The organism is Arcicella aquatica (assembly GCF_034928825.1).
Classification (GTDB): Bacteria; Bacteroidota; Bacteroidia; order Cytophagales; family Spirosomataceae; genus Arcicella; species Arcicella aquatica.
Genome location: NZ_JAYFUL010000002.1, coordinates 165,805 through 183,254 on the forward strand (window position 1 = coordinate 165,805; position 17,450 = coordinate 183,254).

Genomic DNA, 17,450 nt, shown 5'->3' on the forward strand with positions numbered 1-17,450 from the left:
CTTTATAGCATGTTAGTCCTTAATAACCTCTTTAATTAAATAAATTCAACTATTAAAACATTGAAGCTGTTTAAACTTTCCCTTTCGGGTTAAACTAAGTCTTTTAGAATACTTTCACCTCAGAAACGGAAAATTTAAACAGCTTCATTGAAATAATTACCACCCTGCTATTTGTTTAGCCGCTGGGTTTTTATCTATTTCTGATTGTGGAATCGGTAACACATATAATTTAGATGGGAAACTTCGTGTCTCAAAAGCATACTTTGTATAAGTAAGCGTATTACCCGTTTTAGTCACTTTCATCCCATACAAAGGTCCATTCAATAAGCTTTCAGCTATTTTCCATCGACGAATATCAAAGAATCTGTGTTCTTCAAAGGCTAATTCAATTCTACGCTCATTTCTGATTTTAGCACGCATTTGTTCTTTTGAAAGTCCTGCTTCTAAATCTGGCATTCCTGCTCTTTTTCTGATAGCATTGAGGGCATTATATACCGTTGCATCAGGACCAGATGCTTCATTTTTAGCTTCTGCATAATTCAATAAAACCTCTGCATATCTCATAAAAATCCAATCTTGGTCACTACTTTTTGTATAAATAACATATTGCTCTTCATGAAATTTACGCAGGATATACCCTGTTTTAGTATCTTCAGGCTTACCAGTTACATCTCCTCCGCCAGGGAACAATTCTATTACTTTTCCACGGAAAGTAGAACCGTTATGTACTACTGTTGCTTCAAAACGAGGGTCAAGATTCGTATAAGGATCAGTTGGTTTATATAAAGGAGAAGTAGTTTGAGACTTTCCATCAATCATCTCGTAAGAATCTACGAAATTCTGAGTAGGTACATTACCACCCCATCCTGCATCACTACCTCCTTTGAATGAAGGTGGTGTATTAACAACATCAAATCCGTTATTCAATCCATAATGAACTTTATCAGGTGCTTGAAATTTCTTCGCAAATATAACTTCATTATTGTTCTTTACAAGAAACAAGGTTCTATAATCACTAAACAACGTATAGTCAGTATTAATTACTTTATTGGCCGCATCTGCCGCCGCAGCCCAACGTTCGGCATATAATAACACACGACTTTTTAATGCATTTGCCGCCCCAGATGTTGCTCTACCTGCTTCAATAGCTCCTTTTTTAGGTAATAATGAAGCCGCCTTATCCATATCGCTCAAGATAAAATCTACCACTTGGTCATAAGTAGCTCTCGGTAATTGGAAATTATCATTAAGTGTCAAGCTTTTACTGATTAATGGTACTCCTGTAGGTTCGCTACCTGTAGATTTCTGTCCGTATAATCTCAAAAGTTCATGATAAATAAACCCTCTTAAAAAGTAGGTTTCTCCCAAAAGTCGATTCCTCAGGGTTTCATCTTTTAGTCTTCCAAGGTTCTCTAAGGCAACATTTGTTTTTCTGACTAAGGCATAATAATCACCCCATGTTTCACCCCAAGGAGTTCCAGAAGGTAAAAAATTACCCGATTGTAACTCGTTAGAATGCGTCCAAGGCATACACACTTCGCCATCATCCGAAACACCATCTAACAAATAAAGCCCCTTTGCCCAGCCTTGGTAGTTGCGGTCAAAGCCTGAAGGCATTCGTCCGTAAATGGCATTAACAAACTGTGTTGCTCCTTGTGGGTCAGTCCAAACTGTTTCTTCTGTAAGCGAATCTTTAGGCACTTGGTCTAAGATACCGCTATCACAACCTAAAAGTATTGAGATGCACGCCACTAGCGTACATTGACGTAATATTGTTTTTTTAATAATTATATTCATCTTGATGTCTTCTAAAATTTAAAGTTTACTCCTGCATTCCATATTCTGAATTGTGGGTAATCCCACCCTCTACCACTTGCATTTTCAGGGTCATAATTTTTTATCTTCGACCACGTAGCAATGTTATTGGCATTGACATAAATGCGTAAGCCTTTAATGAATTTTTGCTTTAATTTATCTACAGGAAGATTATACGCCAATTCTATATTTTTAAGACGTATATACGAGGCATCTTTCATCCAGAATGAAGATTCACTGTGGTTAAGGTTACTCACATCAATTAGTACACGTGGCTCACTGGCATTAGGGTTTGTTGGCGTCCAACGATCCAAATTTGATTGCAAAGCACCCGCCCCTACAAAAAATGGCCATGCACCTTCGCCTGCATAATATTGGTTCACATTGGTAGCTCCTTGAAATAGGAATGAAAATTCAAAGTTTTTGTATTGTACGTTACCGTTATATCCAAAAATAATTTCTGGCGTATTAGATTTTCCGATAGGTACTCTATCTAGGTCGTTTATTTTACCATCTTTGTTGATGTCTTCAAAACGAATATCGCCAGGGGCCGTCTTTCCTATTTGGGTTGGTGCGTTATCAACTTCTTGTTGAGTTTGGAATATTCCTATCGCTCTAAGTCCAAATTGTGTATTAAGTGGTTGACCTGTTCTCTTGATGTTTGGATTTTCTGAATCAGCTTCATCAATGAAAATAATTTTGTTTTTCACAAAAGTGAAGTTTCCACTCATCGAATAACGTAAATCTTTGTTTACTCTATTCTTATGACCTACGGTTATTTCAATCCCTCCATTATTAACTTTTGCTAGGTTTTCAATAGGTAATCCAATACCCAAAAGACCCGGCACTGAAAGGTTTCTATCGGCTAGAATATCGCTTCTTTTATCAAAGAAATAGTCAACACTGGTCGTCAATTTACCTTTCCAAAACGTTCCGTCAACACCAATATTAAGTTTTTTAACAGTTTCCCAGGTTACATCTGGATTAGACAAACGCCCTTCATCAATCCCCGGTTGTACGTTTCCATTACCAAAAACCGCTGAACTATTGACATAGTAAGATTGTAGATAAAGGAATCTTTGGCTACCCAAACGGTCGTTTCCTAAAATACCGTAAGACCCACGAATCTTTAGGTAATCAATCGTTGAAGATTCTTTCAAGAATGACTCTTGTGATATTACATACCCTAGCGAAACTGAAGGGAAAAAGCCCCAACGTTTTCCTTTAGCAAACTGCTCTGAACCATCGGCTCTAAAACTACCTTCAATCGTATATTTGTCATCGTAAGACCAATTAAATCTACCTACAATCCCTTGTCGTCCACTACTTCCCGAATAACCACTATTGTTACGGTTGGCGGCCGCACCAAAATTCAGCTCATCAATCCCTAAATTATAGCCATCTCTAGACGCCCATAATGAATTCCATGATTGTTTTGTTTGTGTATATAATAATAACCCTGATAATGCACTTAATCCAATCGTCTTTTTGTAGTTCAAGTGTGTTTCTAACGTTATCGATTGGTCATCATAATTTCTTTGTTCCAACAAACTAGCACCCTTTGCTCCTTCTACAAAAGTTCCATCTGGGTTTCTGCTATAAAATGGAATTTTTGTAAAAGTCCAGTTTTTATCTCCCGTAAAAGTTTTGTCGTAAGCTGCTATTCCTTTTATTGATAGACCAGGTATAAATGGCAATTGTTGCTCTAATTCTATTCTCCCTCTGAACGACTGTATGCCAGTTTTTCTGTATCCATTATCAGGTAAGGTTAAATAAGACGGTCCATTAGAATACTGTCCGTTCGACCATTGGATAGGTGCTCTATTGGGTGGCGTTCCAGACATCCAACGAAATACCTCTGTTGATGCCACATTATTAGTTTTTTCATCTCTACCAGAAATATCAAATGATAGCTTGGTAGTACTGGTAACATTAGCATCAATATTAGTCCTAAAATTGTATCTATCGAATACGTTTGAAGGAATGATACCTTCTTGTTTTAAATAACCAAAGGAAGTAGCATAGCGTATTTTATCCGACCCACCTGAAGCTGATAGGTTGTAACTACGCATTAAAGCACTTTTTTTCAATACAGAAAACCAATCGGAATCTGGATGTGTATCAGGACTTGAATGTGTGCGATACTTCTGTAAGTCGTCTTCGGTATAAAGTGGAGATTTTCCTTCATTAGCCAAAGCTTCATTATATAATGATGCAAATTCGTATGAATTCAGAAATTGAGGGTTTCTGGTTCTTTCTTGTATCCCTATGTTAGAAGAAAAATTGATTTGCATTTTTCCTTCTGCACCTCTTTTAGTAGTCACAAGAATTACACCGTTACCCGCACGAATCCCAAAAACAGCAGCACTTGCAGCATCTTTCAAGATAGAGAAAGACTGAATTTCACTAGAATTTAACTGGGCAAAATCGCTAGAAGAACGCACAATTCCATCAATAACAAAGATTGGCGAAGCATCTCCTGTAGTACCAATACCTCTGATATAAATATTAGAAGCATCTTTGCCCGGTTCCCCTGAACGCTGCGTAGCAATAAGCCCTGCGGTTTGTCCAACTAATGAATTACTAAGGTTTGGAGAAGGATTCTGACTTATTTCTTTGGGTGTTACGACAGACACTGCCCCAGAAATTTCACTTTTCTTTTGTGTACCATAACCTACTACAATTACTTCATCAAGATTGCCAATATCTGCCTTTAAAACTACATTCAGTGAAGTTTGCTTGCCAACAACAACTTCGCTTTTTAAATATCCCACAGAAGTAAATACCAAAACGGCTTGTTCATTGGGAATCGATAATTTGAATTTTCCACTTGGGTCGGTAGTAGTTCCTCTGCTTGTTCCTTTTATTAAAATACTTACTCCAACAAGTGCTTCCCCCTTATCATCCGTGACAGTACCCGTTATTACATCCTCAATTTTTTCGGACTCTTGTACGGTACTGATTTTGTTTTCTGAGGGAACTTCGTTTTTTCTTTTTAAAAGAATTTGCTGTCCTGATACTTCATAATTAATACTTAATGGAGATAAAAAGTCAGTCAAAACCTCAGAAAGTGGCTTGCCTTCTGCATCAATTGAAACCTTTCTTTTTGATTCAATCAACTCGGGACTATACATAAAATTGATTCCTACTATCTTTTCAATTTTTTGTAAAACATCCTCTACTTCATTCTTTTTCAAATGGAGCGTCACTCTCTTGTTCAACAAATCTTGAGCTTTAGTATCATGAGCAAATGAGAAGCTCATGCACAAAACAGATAAAGCGATTTGCAGTAAACTGATTTTCATGATTTTTCGTAAAATTTGATACGATGGTAACTTTTTTTTCATACTTTTGAATAATTTGTTAGTTGGAAAGAATTGGCAAAGGAATCCCCTCATCCATTTCTGGATGTTTGTGTCGAAGCAAAGCGAAGGGGACATTCTAGGTGAATGATGCGTCAACATCGTTCACCTTTTTTATTGATTATGTAGTACTCATGTTAAATTACTTGCAAGGTTTACCAGAAATAATAATTTGCCCATCCGAAACCTCATAGCTAGCTTCTGTAATCGAACAAATCCATTTTAGTTTTTCAAAAAGAGGTTCATCACCCAATTTTGCCGTAATGCTACATTTAGACATTACTTCTTCGTCATAAACAATATCTACTCCATACGATTTTTCAAGGATGCTAAATACCTCTGAAATAGGGGTTGCATTAAACTCAAACTTCTGATTTTCAATAGGTAATGTTAATATCACAGGATTATCCACAATAGCTTTCACTAGCCTGATTTCCTGACGTTGGTAGATAGCCTGTTGATTAGCCGTTAAAACCATCCCCGTTAGTTCTCTATTATTTTTGAGCTGTGAAGCACTTTCATCATGTTGGGTAAAAACCGATACTTTCCCTGTTTTTACAATTACCCGAATGTCTTTATCTTTTCCAAAAGCCTTTATGGTAAAACTTGTCCCTAGCACCTTGGTAATCAATTCATTGGCATATACAAAAAATGGACGTTCAGGATTTTTAGCTACTTCAAAAAAGGCTTCCCCTATTAAATAAACTTCTCTTTTGGTACCATTAAATGCTTTCTGATAACTTAATCGACTATCTTTTTGTAGGATAATTGAACTCCCATCAGGCAACTGTACCAGCTTACTTTTTTTTCCATCATTAATCACCTCCACAAGCTCATTATTAGCTTTTGCATCAGAAGTATGTTTTTGGTATAACGCATATTCTTGTTTTGCTTCATTCTTATTCAACAAAAACCAACTTACACCTATCAATACGATAATAGAAGCTGCTACTGCCCAATATCTTGTCCAAAGCGGAACCACCTCAGATATTTCTACTACTTCTTCTAGTAAATGCTCTTGTTTTTTAGCTTCGGTGAGTGCTTTCTGAATCTGAGAATCAATATATTGGTCTTCCAAATCAACAACTTCCCCTTGTATCGACAATAAGAAATCTCGGGCATGTTCTACAAGTTCCTTTCTATCTATATCTGCTGCTATCCAAGATGTCCAGTAAGCACCATCTTGTGAATTTCTATCAAATACCCAAGTCCTGAAACTTGGATTTTCCAATAGCTCTTGAAATTCTTTATTAGTTATCATAAAATGCTTGAAATAGCTGTTCTAATGCTAACATCCCAAAAGAGGGCACTGGATACTCACAAAAAAGACAATTTTTTAATAAAATTATACAAATCTTTTTTTTGACTTCGTATTCCACTAATTATCAAGCCTTTCGGTTTGCTAAAAACCAATTTTAAAATGCTATTAAGGGAGATATCATGAGGGAGGACGTAAAATATCAGAAAGTAAACCAGCAGAATAGTAATAACACAAGTTCCCAGTTTTCGCGAATAGTGGCTAAAGCTCTCTGGATAGTATTACTGACAGACTGTGGTTTTATTTGAAGTAATTGAGCGATTTCCTCCACCCGAAGGTCTTGGTAAAATCGAAGATACAGGATTTCGCGTTGCCTTTCTGGCAACTGTTTTAACGAAGACGATACTTTGCTATTGATACTATTAGAGGATTCTTCTGCGATAAAAGAGATTTCAGAAGAATCCTCCACATGAATATCGTTAAAATCATCTTCTAAAGGCACAGCCTTGAAAAGTTGTAAGGTTTTGAAAAGTTGGTTTCTAAAAGCCCTTAATAAATAAAATTTTACAGATTCTACTTCATTGAGAGAAGCACGGCGAATCCATAGTTTTATCAATAGGTCTTGAATAGCATCTTCAATGATTTGATTGTTGGATGTAAACTTTCTGCCATAATGCACCAACGTTTTATAATATTGCTTAGATAATTGTGTAAAAGCCACTTCGTCACCTGCTCTGAAATGATTCCAGAGCAATTGTTCTTGCGATAGTTGTGTACTTTTTATGGGGTTGGTCATTTTTTAAGCAATATTTACACGAAATAACCAACAATATCTAAAAATAACAATACTTTATGTTATTCTCTGTCCATTTATCTTAGACAAAGTGCTATAAATAAATTCTAAAACCTATTTACTTTACTAAATCTTGCTCATCAATCATTCGCAAATAGAGTGTATAATCTACAAAATCCTAGGCTTCAATACTATTCAGATTGTCATTTAAATCATCGATTATGTAGTATTAATCCTCTATCTCAACATCTTCAAGAATATAATTTAATTCGTTTACGTTGTTAGTATTTAGCCTGAGCCTCCCCTTGAAACTATGGATTTCGTCAGTTTTAAAATGATGTGCTTTGGCAAATTTTAACTGAATCATAGATTCTGGACCAGCTTTACCACAAAAAAAGCACATTGCCATCGGATTTTGTGACACCACAAATGTGCCTTCAGTATCAATAGGAATGGTATAACCCTTAATAATCAATTCTCTGCCATCAAGTACTGCTACTTTCGGTCCAAAAGTCGGATAAAGGAAAAACATCCCTAATTCAATATTAAGTCGTTTCTTAAAACGCACATCCTTCAAATCATTCCATGTTATTCTTTTAGTGTCAAATCCCTGTGCAGTAGCAAGCTGGATACCTGCTAAAAGCATTGCTATAATAATTATTTGCTTCCCCATGTCTCGTAAGTTTTTCTTCAAAAATACAATATTATTTTAATTGCAACTACGTTGCAATTAAAATAATTAACTACATTTGCATCATTGTTGCAAAAAAAATACAAATACCACAATATGTTAACAGCTAAAAATTTATCAAAAACTTATGGCAACCACACCGCACTGAATAGGCTGAATCTAACAATACAAGCAGGAGAAATATTTGCTTTATTAGGGCAAAATGGTGCTGGAAAAACGACTACAATCAATCTATTTCTAGGCTTTATTAGCCCTAGTAGTGGCTCAGCTAATATTAATGGAATTTCCGTGGCAGATAATGCCCTAGAAACTAAAAAGCACTTAGCCTATATCCCCGAAACGGTAATGTTGTACCCCAACCTAACAGGCATTGAAAACCTTGATTTCTTTAGTGCATTAGCGGGCTTTTCGTATTCAAAAGAGCAATTGAAGTCTTTTTTAAGTAAAGCAGGACTTCAAGAAACTGCCCATCACCAAGATTTAGGAGGTTATTCAAAAGGCATGCGTCAAAAAGTAGGCATTGCCATAGCCATTGCTAAAAATGCCAAAGTTTTGTTGCTTGACGAACCTACTTCTGGATTAGACCCAAAGGCATCAAACGAATTCTCGGATATTATCAAAGAACTTTCAGCCAATGGAACCGCCATTTTGATGGCTACACACGATATTTTCCGTGCCAAAGAAGTAGCACACCGCATCGGTATCATGAAAGAAGGCAACTTGGTTTCGGTGATTGATGCCAAAGATATTTCAGCTAACGAGTTGGAACAGTTGTATTTGCAAACAGTATAAAATCAAATAATTTTCATCCTAACAAAGCCCACATGAAACATCTCTTTACTATATTATTGATATTGACCTCTATTTACCTTCAAGCGCAAATCACCACGGGAAAAGTTACTGACACCAACACTGGTGATAAAATATCGGGAGCTACTGTCAAATTTATCCATTCAGAGAAAGGCACAATTACAGATATCGACGGGAATTTCAAACTTGCAGGCAAAGGCGCAATATTGGTCTCATTTATAGGGTATAAAACCTATCAGATAAAAGCCAATGGTGGTTTCCTTACTATTGAACTAACTCCTGAAACAAAAGAATTGCAAACGGTTGAAGTATTAGGCAGAGTTGCCAAAGACTACAACAGCGAATACTCTTTTTCAGCCACCAGAACATCGGCTTTGAATAAAGATATTCCACAGTCTATTTCTACCGTGACCAAGGAATTAATGGCAGACCGACAGGCCTTTTATTTAGCCGATGCTGTAAAAATCGCTAGTGGGGTAATTCCTTCAAGTTTTTATAATCAATATACCATCAGAGGAATTAGTCAAAACGAAGAAGGACAAATTATCAATGGGATGCGTACTCGTCAGTACTATTTCTTGCAACCTTTGACAACAAACATCGAAAGAGTTGAAGTAATAAAAGGGCCTGCTAGTGCTACTTTTTCATCGGTAGATCCTGGCGGGAGTATCAATTTAGTTACTAAAAAGCCTTTGGCAATTGATAGAAAAGAAGTAAGTATGAGCGTAGGTAGTTTTAGTACTTTTAGAGGAACCCTTGATTTTACAGGGCCATTGAATGATGCTAAAACATTGTTGTATAGAGTAAACGCGGCTTATCAAGAAGCTAGGTCATATAGAGATTTAGTAGGTAATAAATCTGTTTTAATATCTCCTTCATTCAGTTATATTCCTAATAACAAAACAGCTATCAATGCCGAATTAATTTTCAGCAATATGAATGGCAACTTAGACCGTGGGCAGCCTATTTTTGGTGCAAAAGCAGGCGAAACTGATTTGAACAGTACACCAATTAGTCTGAATTTAGGTGCACCAAACGACTTCTTTAAATCAAAAGAGGTAATTATCATGGGAAATATTTCTCATAAGTTTACACCTAATATTAGCTTCAATACTTCTTATATGAAGCAGTCATGGACGGAAAACCTACAAGAACACCGTACGACCAATGCTTTTGCTGTAGATATTGCTAATCAACCTGTTAGTAGCTTAGCGGCCATGCAGTTTATTCAGCGTCAGCAGTATTGGAACATAGATAACCTAAACAGTTATTTCAATTTTGACTTTAAAACAGGTCAAGCAAACCATAAATTATTGGTCGGCTATGATTTAAACAGTTGGCAAAAATTAAAGGGCGGTGGACAAAATGCAGCAAGAGGATTCTTGCTCAACAATGGGACTGTAGCCAGCACGTTTGTCTTGGCAAATGCGGCTAACTACCAGACCATTACAGTTGATGGAAAAGTATTGCCCAAACCCAATGTCAATCATTTTGATTTGAATAATCCTACCTATACCATCAGAAACGTAGAAGACTATAATTTGAATGTACGTACGGCACTACCTCCTGCCCTCACTACCACCAATGCCATTTATATTCAAGAACAATTACAATGGAATCGATTTACGGTTTTGCTCAGTTTAAGAAACGAATGGTTTGAAGATATTACCAATTACCAAGCTAATAACCCATTAACTGTACAAAAAACTGCCCTATTACCAAGAATAGGCCTTACTTATGCTATCAACAAAGCTATTAATGTTTACGGTACTTATTTAGAAGGCTTTCAGCCGCAGTCAAACACTGTAACACTCATGCCACAAACGGGGTCATTGCCTGCTGGTAGTCAATTCGACCCATTGAAGAGTGATCTGAAAGAGATTGGTATAAAAACCGATTTGTTTAATAATAGAGTTAGGCTTAATGTGGCAATATACGAAATCAATCAAAAAAATATCCTTATGAATGCCAACGACCCTACGAATCCAGACCTACTGGTAACTCGTGGAGCAGAAAGAAGTCGTGGATTAGAGTGGGACATTGCAGGTTATATTAATCCGAATTGGCAAATTAATGCTTCATATAGTTACATAGATGCCATCATTATCAATGACAGAGACGAGTCGTTGATTGGTGCTCGGAAACAAAATACGCCTAAAAATAGCTTCAATGTTTGGACTCGCTACAATTTTAAATCAACTTCTGTTTTACAAGACCTAGGAATTGGTTTTGGCTTACAACACCAAGGCAATAAAATACCGTGGTTTACACGTGCTTTTGAAGTGCCCGCTTTTACCGTTTTTGACGCCGCAGTGTACTACACTCCAAACAAGAGTAATGTACAGGTAGCATTAAATGCTGGCAATGTATTCAATACCACTTATTGGTTGGGTGCTCAAAACTATCTGCGTTTATTCCCGGGTTCACCTAGAAACACTACACTTACGTTGACCTACAAATTTTAAGAAAATATGTTATCTAGTGCTGAAATTTTAATCGCCAAACATTTTTGGAATACCGCCTTTAAAAATAAGGCGGTATTCACCTTGACTATTTTTATTGGCTTATTATTGATTTATGCAGCTTTTTCGGGCTGGATAAATTTTAAAAATCAAAATGAAATAAGCTCGAAATATCAAGAACAAGCCAGAAAAGATTGGCTAAGCAATCCCGATAAACATCCACATCGGATGGCACATTTTGGGCATTTTGCCTTTCGTCCAAAAGCTCCTTTAAGTGTTTTTGATTTTGGAATGGAAAGCTTTTATGGCAATACCATCTTTTTAGAAGCACATAAACAGAATAGTGTCAACTTTTCTGAGGCTAGCTTTTCTACAGGAATATTACGTTTTGGTGAAATTAGTATCGCTATGGTTTTGCAGATTCTATTACCCTTACTCATCTTTTTTCTTGGGTTTAGCGGTATTGCTACTGAACGAGAAAATGGTACTTTAAAGATACTATTGAGCCAAGGTATAAGCTGGAAACAACTAATAGTCGGTAAAAGTCTTGGAATTATTGGAGTAGTAATGACACTTTTTATTCCTATCATACTCACTACTATTTTTCTTTGGTGGTTGTTACAAGATATGAGTATTTCGCTAGATGAAACCATCAGGCTCTTATTGCTTATTCTGGTATATTTTATCTATTTGGTCATTTTTTGCGTGATAGCCATATTGATATCTGCCATTAGCAAAACCTCAAAAACAGCTCTCACATCATTGATTGGCATTTGGTTAATGCTTACTATTGTACTTCCCAGAGGTTCCCAAGCCTTGGGTGCTTACTTATATGTGGCTCCTTCAAAAGTAACATTCAATGCGGCGATCGAAAATGACATTCTAAAAGAAGGCGATAGCCATAACCCCGACGACCCACATTACAAAAGTTTAAAAGATTCCCTCTTACGAACGTACAAAGTTGATTCTGTGAATAAACTCCCTTTCAACTATAGTGGTTTTGTGATGGCAGAAGGTGAAAAAATTAGTGCTACTATTTACAGTAAACACTTAGATAGATTATTGGCTATTTATGAACGGCAAAATAGTTTTTCTAAAGCAATGGCTTTTTTAGACCCTTTTATGGCGATAAAAAACCTTTCTATGGCTCTTTCGAACACTGATTTTGCTTCATACATAGATTTTCAGCAACAAGCAGAACAATATCGCTACAAAATGGCTCAGGAAATGAATGCCCTTCAAATTAAATACATCAGTAATAAAAAACCTCCTGTCGACCAGCCTTATAAAATTGACAAAAAGCATTGGGCTGAAATACAAGAGTTTGAATATAAATCCTCGGGCGTAGAAACCGTTTTCAGCAACGAAATTATTTCTATCATTGCCTTTATTTTTTGGATTGGGCTATTACTATTTTTTATCAGACTTCTATCTAAAACCCTAAAAGCAATTTAATATGATAGTTTTAGTATTTAAGAATTTTGTACGGTCAAATGGCGTAAAAATTGGTTTGATTTTTTTATTGGTAGCTGGTATCATTAGTCTTTTTATAGGTAAGCAATTTATAAAAAAACAGCAACAAAGTGTTGTTGAAACAGAGGCTTATCAAAAAGAATATATTGAAAGAAATGTAAATTTCCATAAAGATGAAATAGGACTTTTATTATACTACTTAAAATTCTCGTTGGTCAATAATACCCTCCCTATTAATGGGTTGTCAATTGGTCAACGAGATGTAAATCCATCTATCCAGAGCATCACAATTCGTGGTTTAGAAGCACAGAAATATGATGCTGATTTGAATAACCCCAATAACCTTTTACTTGGCAATATTGATTTTAGTTTTGTGTTGATTTTCCTATTCCCACTACTCATCATTGCTTTCACTTATAATATTATTTCTGAAGAAAAAGAAAATGGTACTTGGCGAATAGTGGCGATACAAAGTAAAAATCCTTTTTTGTTTGTGATCCAACTATTTTTTGTCAGATTGCTAATCCTTATTGGTGCATTACTTTTCATACTTTTGTTGGCTATTCCTTTGTTAGCAATACCCCTCGAAAAAACCTTTTGGGCATTTTTGAGTATTTCTATTTTATACATTTTATTTTGGTTTGGACTTTGTTTTTGGGTGGCATCTCTCCAAAGGAGTTCTAACACAAATGCGGTTATTCTACTTTCTGTTTGGATATCCCTCATCATTATTTTACCTGCTACCGTCAACAATTATCTGATTAACAAATATCCCGTGCCCGAAGCCCTAGCAACAACGGTGAAACAACGAAAAGGATATCATGAAAAATGGGATATGGATAAAAACTTAACGATGAATAAGTTTTACGCACATTATCCACAATTCAAAAAATATCCATTGCCTAACAAAGAATTTAGTTGGCTTTGGTATTATGCCATGCAACAAATGGGTGACGATGATGCCTCGGCACAAGTAAAGGAATTACGACAAAAATTAGCACAACGTAATACTGCAAGTGCCAATATAGCACAGTTTATCCCTACACTACATACACAGCTTCAGCTCAATGAGATTGCTCAATCTAGCTTAGCTAATCAATTACACTTTATGGATGAAACTGGCAGATTTCACGAAAAAATGAGGCTTTATTTTTATCCAAAAATATTCAGTGAATTGCCTGTTGCTAGTGAAAAATGGAGCAAGTTTAACATAGAAACATTTAATGATAAAACAGTAGTAGGTAGTATGACATCCTATCTTTCTCTATTTGCCTTTACGTTACTTTTTAGCTGGTTGGGATGGGTGAATTTTAGGAGAAATATTTATTCGTTATAAATTCAGGTTCTATACTTATCAATGAAGCTGTTTAAACTTTCCGTTTCTGAGGTGAAAGTGTTGGATTTTTGGATTGATTTTTTCAAAATTTGCGAAGCATAGCATCGCTACGTTGAGTAAATTTTGGAACAAGCTATGCTAAAAGACTTAGTTTAACCCGAAAGGGAAAGTGTAAACAACTTCAATAATAATCAATGGACAATTTCAATATTGAACTTGTCCATTGATTTAAAACATAATCCATTTAATTCCTCAAATATCGCTCATCAATAATCTGCAAATGATGCGTACAATGTCCTAAAATAGCATAGCCTAAACCACGTACAGAAATGGTAAAACTACTAGCTACGCCCTTCTCTTCAAGCATTTTTTCATTAAAACTTTTGAATAAAGTAATAGTAGCTTTGCGGACAGCCGTAAATTCTTCTAGTAAATCTTGAATGGTTCTTTGACCAGCATTAGAGGTATCACCATATAATACTTCATCATAACCAGCCAAAGAAGTATTATCTTGACGGGCAAAGCGTAAAGCACGGTAAGCAAAGATTCTTTCTGTATCAATCACGTGACCTACCACTTCTTTGATAGTCCATTTGTTAGGCTGATATTGATAGTTTAACGTTGCTTCATCCAATGAAAGCATTTTTTGAATCAATATTTCTTGGTTGTCTTCTAGTCCTTTTAATAATTCAAGGGTATTTACTTTATTGATATAATTACTAAAAAGACCAAAATTTTCTTCGGATGATGGAGGTAGGATTTGCATGTTACTAGTTGTGATTGAGTGAATGAGTGAGCGGTCCGCCGCCGCGGTTGTGATTGTGAAATAACCCTTAGCTTTGTCAACTCTTAAAGAGTTGACAAAGCTAAAAAAATAATGAATTGTGATTAAGTAAATTAATTTTTAATGAATAATGCTAAAGTTAATTGACTCAATATTTAATCACTCAATCACAACTCACTAATTCACAATTTAAAAACTCACTCATTTACTAACTAATTTACTAATATATTCCGGCACAGGTATATCAAATTGCATTTTTGGATCTGGAATAGGGTTTTGTGCCTGTAATTTCAAAGGTAAAACGCCTGCCCAAACAGGAAAATCATAATCCTCTTCATCATCATTGGGTGGTCCTGTTCTTGTTTTTGCTGAAGCTTCTTCTAAAGGAAACGAAATAATCATTGTTTTCTGCATTTCACTTTTAGTGGGCAGACGAACATTATCCCAACGCTCTGCAATAAATTGTTCTGTAATGGCTGCTAAGGCATTCCACCGCTCGGTTTCGTCTGTAACCACTGTTCCTGGAGCAAACATAATTACAGACCGATAATTGACTGAGTGACTAAAAGCGGACCTTGCTAATACGAGTCCATCAATCAAAGATACACTAATACAAACGGTTCTGCCATCGGCAATGGCACGCATAAAATGACTGCCCACCGAACCATGAATGTATAATGTGTTGCCGATACGACCATAGCCTGTCGGAATACACATGGGTATTTCTCTTTCTACATAAGATACATGGCAGAAAAGCCCTTCATCTAAAATACTATGGATAGTTTCTTCAGTATAATCGCCTTTTTTTGCTGCACGGCTAATTTTTGTTCTTTCAGTAATTGGTAGTGTTGCCATATTTTTAATTGGGTTTACGGTCAATAATCTTTACAAATTTATATCTTTACTGGATTAGTTTAGTACTCCACAATTTCACATACAAGTAGTCCAGATGGAAATTCCTTATAAAACCTTACTTGACATCAGGAAGGATGCTTCTTTGCCTGTTTATGTACAAATAGCCAATGAAATCATCAAGAATATTCAATCTGGTATTCTGAAAAAAGGTACAAAACTGTTGAGCTCCCGACAAATGGCAGAGCTACTGGCACTGCATCGAAAAACAGTTGTAGCAGCCTACGATGAATTGTATTCGCAAGGTTGGATTGAGGTATTACCTAAAAAAGGCACTTTCATTGCTCAACATCTGCCCAATGTAAAGCCTATTCTATTATCGCAAAAAGACTTTCAGGAAGAAGGGAAAGATAATTTTTCGATGGATTTTCCTAAGAATAGCCACGTAAGAATTCCTATTGTTATTACGCAAAGACTAGCCTTTAATGACGGGCTACCTGATGTACGGTTAGCACCTAGAGACGAACTAGCTCGTTTGTATGCTCATTATATTAAGTTTGGGGAACCTTCTGTACTTAATTATTCCTCTGTATATGGCACATGGCGACTTCGTGAAACTTTTTCAAAAGTGTTGAATGAAACACGGGGCATGAATACAACCCCTGAAAAGATTATCACTACCAGAGGAAGTCAGATGGCTATTTATTTGGTTGGCTTAGCACTATTTGAAAAAGGTGATGAGGTAATTGTAGGTGCTTTAAATTACCCTGCTACTAATATGACCTTTGCTACTTTAGGAGCAAAAATCAACACTATTCCCATTGATGAGGATGGTATTGTTGTGGATGCCATTGAGGATATTTGTCTGCAAAAACCCATTAAAGCAATTTACGTTACTTCACATCATTACCATCCTACTACGGTGACGCTTACACCCGAACGAAGGATTAAACTATTGGCTTTGGCAGAAAAGTATCGTTTTTATATTATTGAGGATGATTACGATTATGACTTCCATTATGCGAATAGACCCGTATTACCCTTAGCAAGTGCCGACCGACATGGTTTGGTAGTATATATTGGTTCGTTTACTAAAAAAATTGCTCCTACTTTTCGGGTTGGGTATGTCGTAGCAAACCAAGAAATCATTGAAGAACTAGCCAAGCTTAGGCGTATCATAGACCGACAAGGTGATACCATTCTAGAATTATCTTTGGCTGATATGTTGGAAAACGGGACGCTAAAACGCCATGCGGCAAAAGTGTTGAAAATCTATAAAGAACGACGAGACTTTACTTGTGACTTATTGAAAAAGGAATTGGGGAACGTTATCGACTTTAAAATTCCTGATGGCGGTATGGCTATCTGGACAAAGTTTGACAAAAGTATTTCTTTGATAGACCTTGCTAAAAAAGTGGCTAAAAATGGACTTTATATCTCTGATGGGTCAGCATATCCTGATGAGAATGCTTGTAGAATAGGTTTTGCTTCCATGAATTTTAAAGAAACCGAAGATGCAGTGAAGATTTTGAGAAATGCTATTTGAGAATAGCATAGATCTAAAATAAATGCGACTCATCACGAATTTTCTCATAAAATAGTGAGTTGTGGTGGATTTGTATGTATTATCGTCTTGTCCTTACTTTTCTTGCCTTGACGCAAGAAAAGTAACCGCGCGGCGGACCGCAAAAGAAAGTCAAGAATTCCTAATCGCATCGGCGAACCGACTCGCTCCGCTCAAACAGTAGGAATTCATTGTCCATCAATCACAAAAAAGCGGTCTAAATTAGTTTTAGACCGCTTTTTGTGATTTT

12 protein-coding genes are annotated in these 17,450 nt (G+C 36.1%); 5 read left to right on the plus strand and 7 right to left on the minus strand.

Features of this window, described 5'->3' with window-relative positions:
• Nucleotides 1–156 precede the first annotated feature (156 nt).
• From VB264_RS02700 to VB264_RS02720, 5 genes are all read right to left on the minus strand, one after another.
• On the minus strand, nt 157–1,797 hold the full coding sequence (locus VB264_RS02700) for a RagB/SusD family nutrient uptake outer membrane protein (RefSeq protein ID WP_323246530.1): 1,641 nt from the start codon (nt 1,795–1,797) through the stop codon (nt 157–159).
• An 11-nt stretch (nt 1,798–1,808) separates the two neighbouring features.
• Nucleotides 1,809–5,162, minus strand: coding sequence for a TonB-dependent receptor (locus VB264_RS02705; protein WP_323246531.1), 3,354 nt, complete (start codon nt 5,160–5,162; stop codon nt 1,809–1,811).
• Between the two features lie 157 nt (nt 5,163–5,319).
• Nucleotides 5,320–6,438 (minus strand): FecR family protein, encoded by a 1,119-nt coding sequence (locus VB264_RS02710; protein WP_323246532.1) that lies wholly within the window; start codon nt 6,436–6,438, stop codon nt 5,320–5,322.
• Between the two features lie 199 nt (nt 6,439–6,637).
• Nucleotides 6,638–7,231 carry an RNA polymerase sigma factor gene (locus VB264_RS02715; RefSeq protein WP_323246534.1) on the minus strand — a complete coding sequence of 198 codons (594 nt, stop codon included), beginning with the start codon at nt 7,229–7,231 and terminating at the stop codon, nt 6,638–6,640.
• 226 nt (nt 7,232–7,457) lie between these two features.
• Nucleotides 7,458–7,901 carry a DUF3299 domain-containing protein gene (locus VB264_RS02720; RefSeq protein WP_323246536.1) on the minus strand — a complete coding sequence of 148 codons (444 nt, stop codon included), beginning with the start codon at nt 7,899–7,901 and terminating at the stop codon, nt 7,458–7,460.
• Nucleotides 7,902–8,015: 114 nt separating this feature from the next.
• Here VB264_RS02720 and VB264_RS02725 point away from each other — a divergent pair, with 114 nt between their 5' ends.
• From VB264_RS02725 to VB264_RS02740, 4 genes are read left to right on the plus strand one after another with little or no spacing between them, the layout of a single operon-like run.
• Nucleotides 8,016–8,711: an ABC transporter ATP-binding protein gene (locus tag VB264_RS02725; protein ID WP_323246538.1), complete on the plus strand. Its 696-nt coding sequence runs from the start codon at nt 8,016–8,018 to the stop codon at nt 8,709–8,711.
• 32 nt (nt 8,712–8,743) lie between these two features.
• Nucleotides 8,744–11,194: a TonB-dependent receptor gene (locus VB264_RS02730; protein WP_323246540.1), complete on the plus strand. Its 2,451-nt coding sequence runs from the start codon at nt 8,744–8,746 to the stop codon at nt 11,192–11,194.
• Nucleotides 11,195–11,200: 6 nt separating this feature from the next.
• Nucleotides 11,201–12,646 carry an ABC transporter permease gene (locus VB264_RS02735; protein WP_323246542.1) on the plus strand — a complete coding sequence of 482 codons (1,446 nt, stop codon included), beginning with the start codon at nt 11,201–11,203 and terminating at the stop codon, nt 12,644–12,646.
• 1 nt (nt 12,647) lies between these two features.
• Nucleotides 12,648–14,000: a DUF3526 domain-containing protein gene (locus tag VB264_RS02740; RefSeq protein ID WP_323246544.1), complete on the plus strand. Its 1,353-nt coding sequence runs from the start codon at nt 12,648–12,650 to the stop codon at nt 13,998–14,000.
• Between the two features lie 244 nt (nt 14,001–14,244).
• Here the strand turns inward: VB264_RS02740 and VB264_RS02745 are convergent, their stop codons facing one another.
• Both VB264_RS02745 and VB264_RS02750 read right to left on the minus strand, forming a co-directional pair.
• A complete protein-coding gene (locus VB264_RS02745) occupies nt 14,245–14,766 on the minus strand; it encodes a DinB family protein (RefSeq protein ID WP_323246546.1) in 522 nt (173 codons plus the stop codon).
• Nucleotides 14,767–14,985: 219 nt separating this feature from the next.
• Nucleotides 14,986–15,639 carry a pyridoxamine 5'-phosphate oxidase family protein gene (locus tag VB264_RS02750; RefSeq protein WP_323246548.1) on the minus strand — a complete coding sequence of 218 codons (654 nt, stop codon included), beginning with the start codon at nt 15,637–15,639 and terminating at the stop codon, nt 14,986–14,988.
• Between the two features lie 94 nt (nt 15,640–15,733).
• Between VB264_RS02750 and pdxR the strand changes: the two genes are divergently transcribed.
• Nucleotides 15,734–17,182 (plus strand): MocR-like pyridoxine biosynthesis transcription factor PdxR, encoded by a 1,449-nt coding sequence (pdxR, locus tag VB264_RS02755; RefSeq protein WP_323246550.1) that lies wholly within the window; start codon nt 15,734–15,736, stop codon nt 17,180–17,182.
• The last annotated feature ends 268 nt before the right edge of the window (nt 17,183–17,450 follow it).

Coding starts and splice junctions, on each gene's coding strand:
- VB264_RS02700 (WP_323246530.1), bottom strand. CDS start 1,797: ATGAATATAATTATTAAAAAAACAATATTACGTCAATGTACGCTAGTG.
- VB264_RS02705 (WP_323246531.1), bottom strand. CDS start 5,162: ATGAAAAAAAAGTTACCATCGTATCAAATTTTACGAAAAATCATGAAA.
- VB264_RS02710 (WP_323246532.1), bottom strand. CDS start 6,438: ATGATAACTAATAAAGAATTTCAAGAGCTATTGGAAAATCCAAGTTTC.
- VB264_RS02715 (WP_323246534.1), bottom strand. CDS start 7,231: ATGACCAACCCCATAAAAAGTACACAACTATCGCAAGAACAATTGCTC.
- VB264_RS02720 (WP_323246536.1), bottom strand. CDS start 7,901: ATGGGGAAGCAAATAATTATTATAGCAATGCTTTTAGCAGGTATCCAG.
- VB264_RS02725 (WP_323246538.1), top strand. CDS start 8,016: ATGTTAACAGCTAAAAATTTATCAAAAACTTATGGCAACCACACCGCA.
- VB264_RS02730 (WP_323246540.1), top strand. CDS start 8,744: ATGAAACATCTCTTTACTATATTATTGATATTGACCTCTATTTACCTT.
- VB264_RS02735 (WP_323246542.1), top strand. CDS start 11,201: ATGTTATCTAGTGCTGAAATTTTAATCGCCAAACATTTTTGGAATACC.
- VB264_RS02740 (WP_323246544.1), top strand. CDS start 12,648: ATGATAGTTTTAGTATTTAAGAATTTTGTACGGTCAAATGGCGTAAAA.
- VB264_RS02745 (WP_323246546.1), bottom strand. CDS start 14,766: ATGCAAATCCTACCTCCATCATCCGAAGAAAATTTTGGTCTTTTTAGT.
- VB264_RS02750 (WP_323246548.1), bottom strand. CDS start 15,639: ATGGCAACACTACCAATTACTGAAAGAACAAAAATTAGCCGTGCAGCA.
- pdxR (WP_323246550.1), top strand. CDS start 15,734: ATGGAAATTCCTTATAAAACCTTACTTGACATCAGGAAGGATGCTTCT.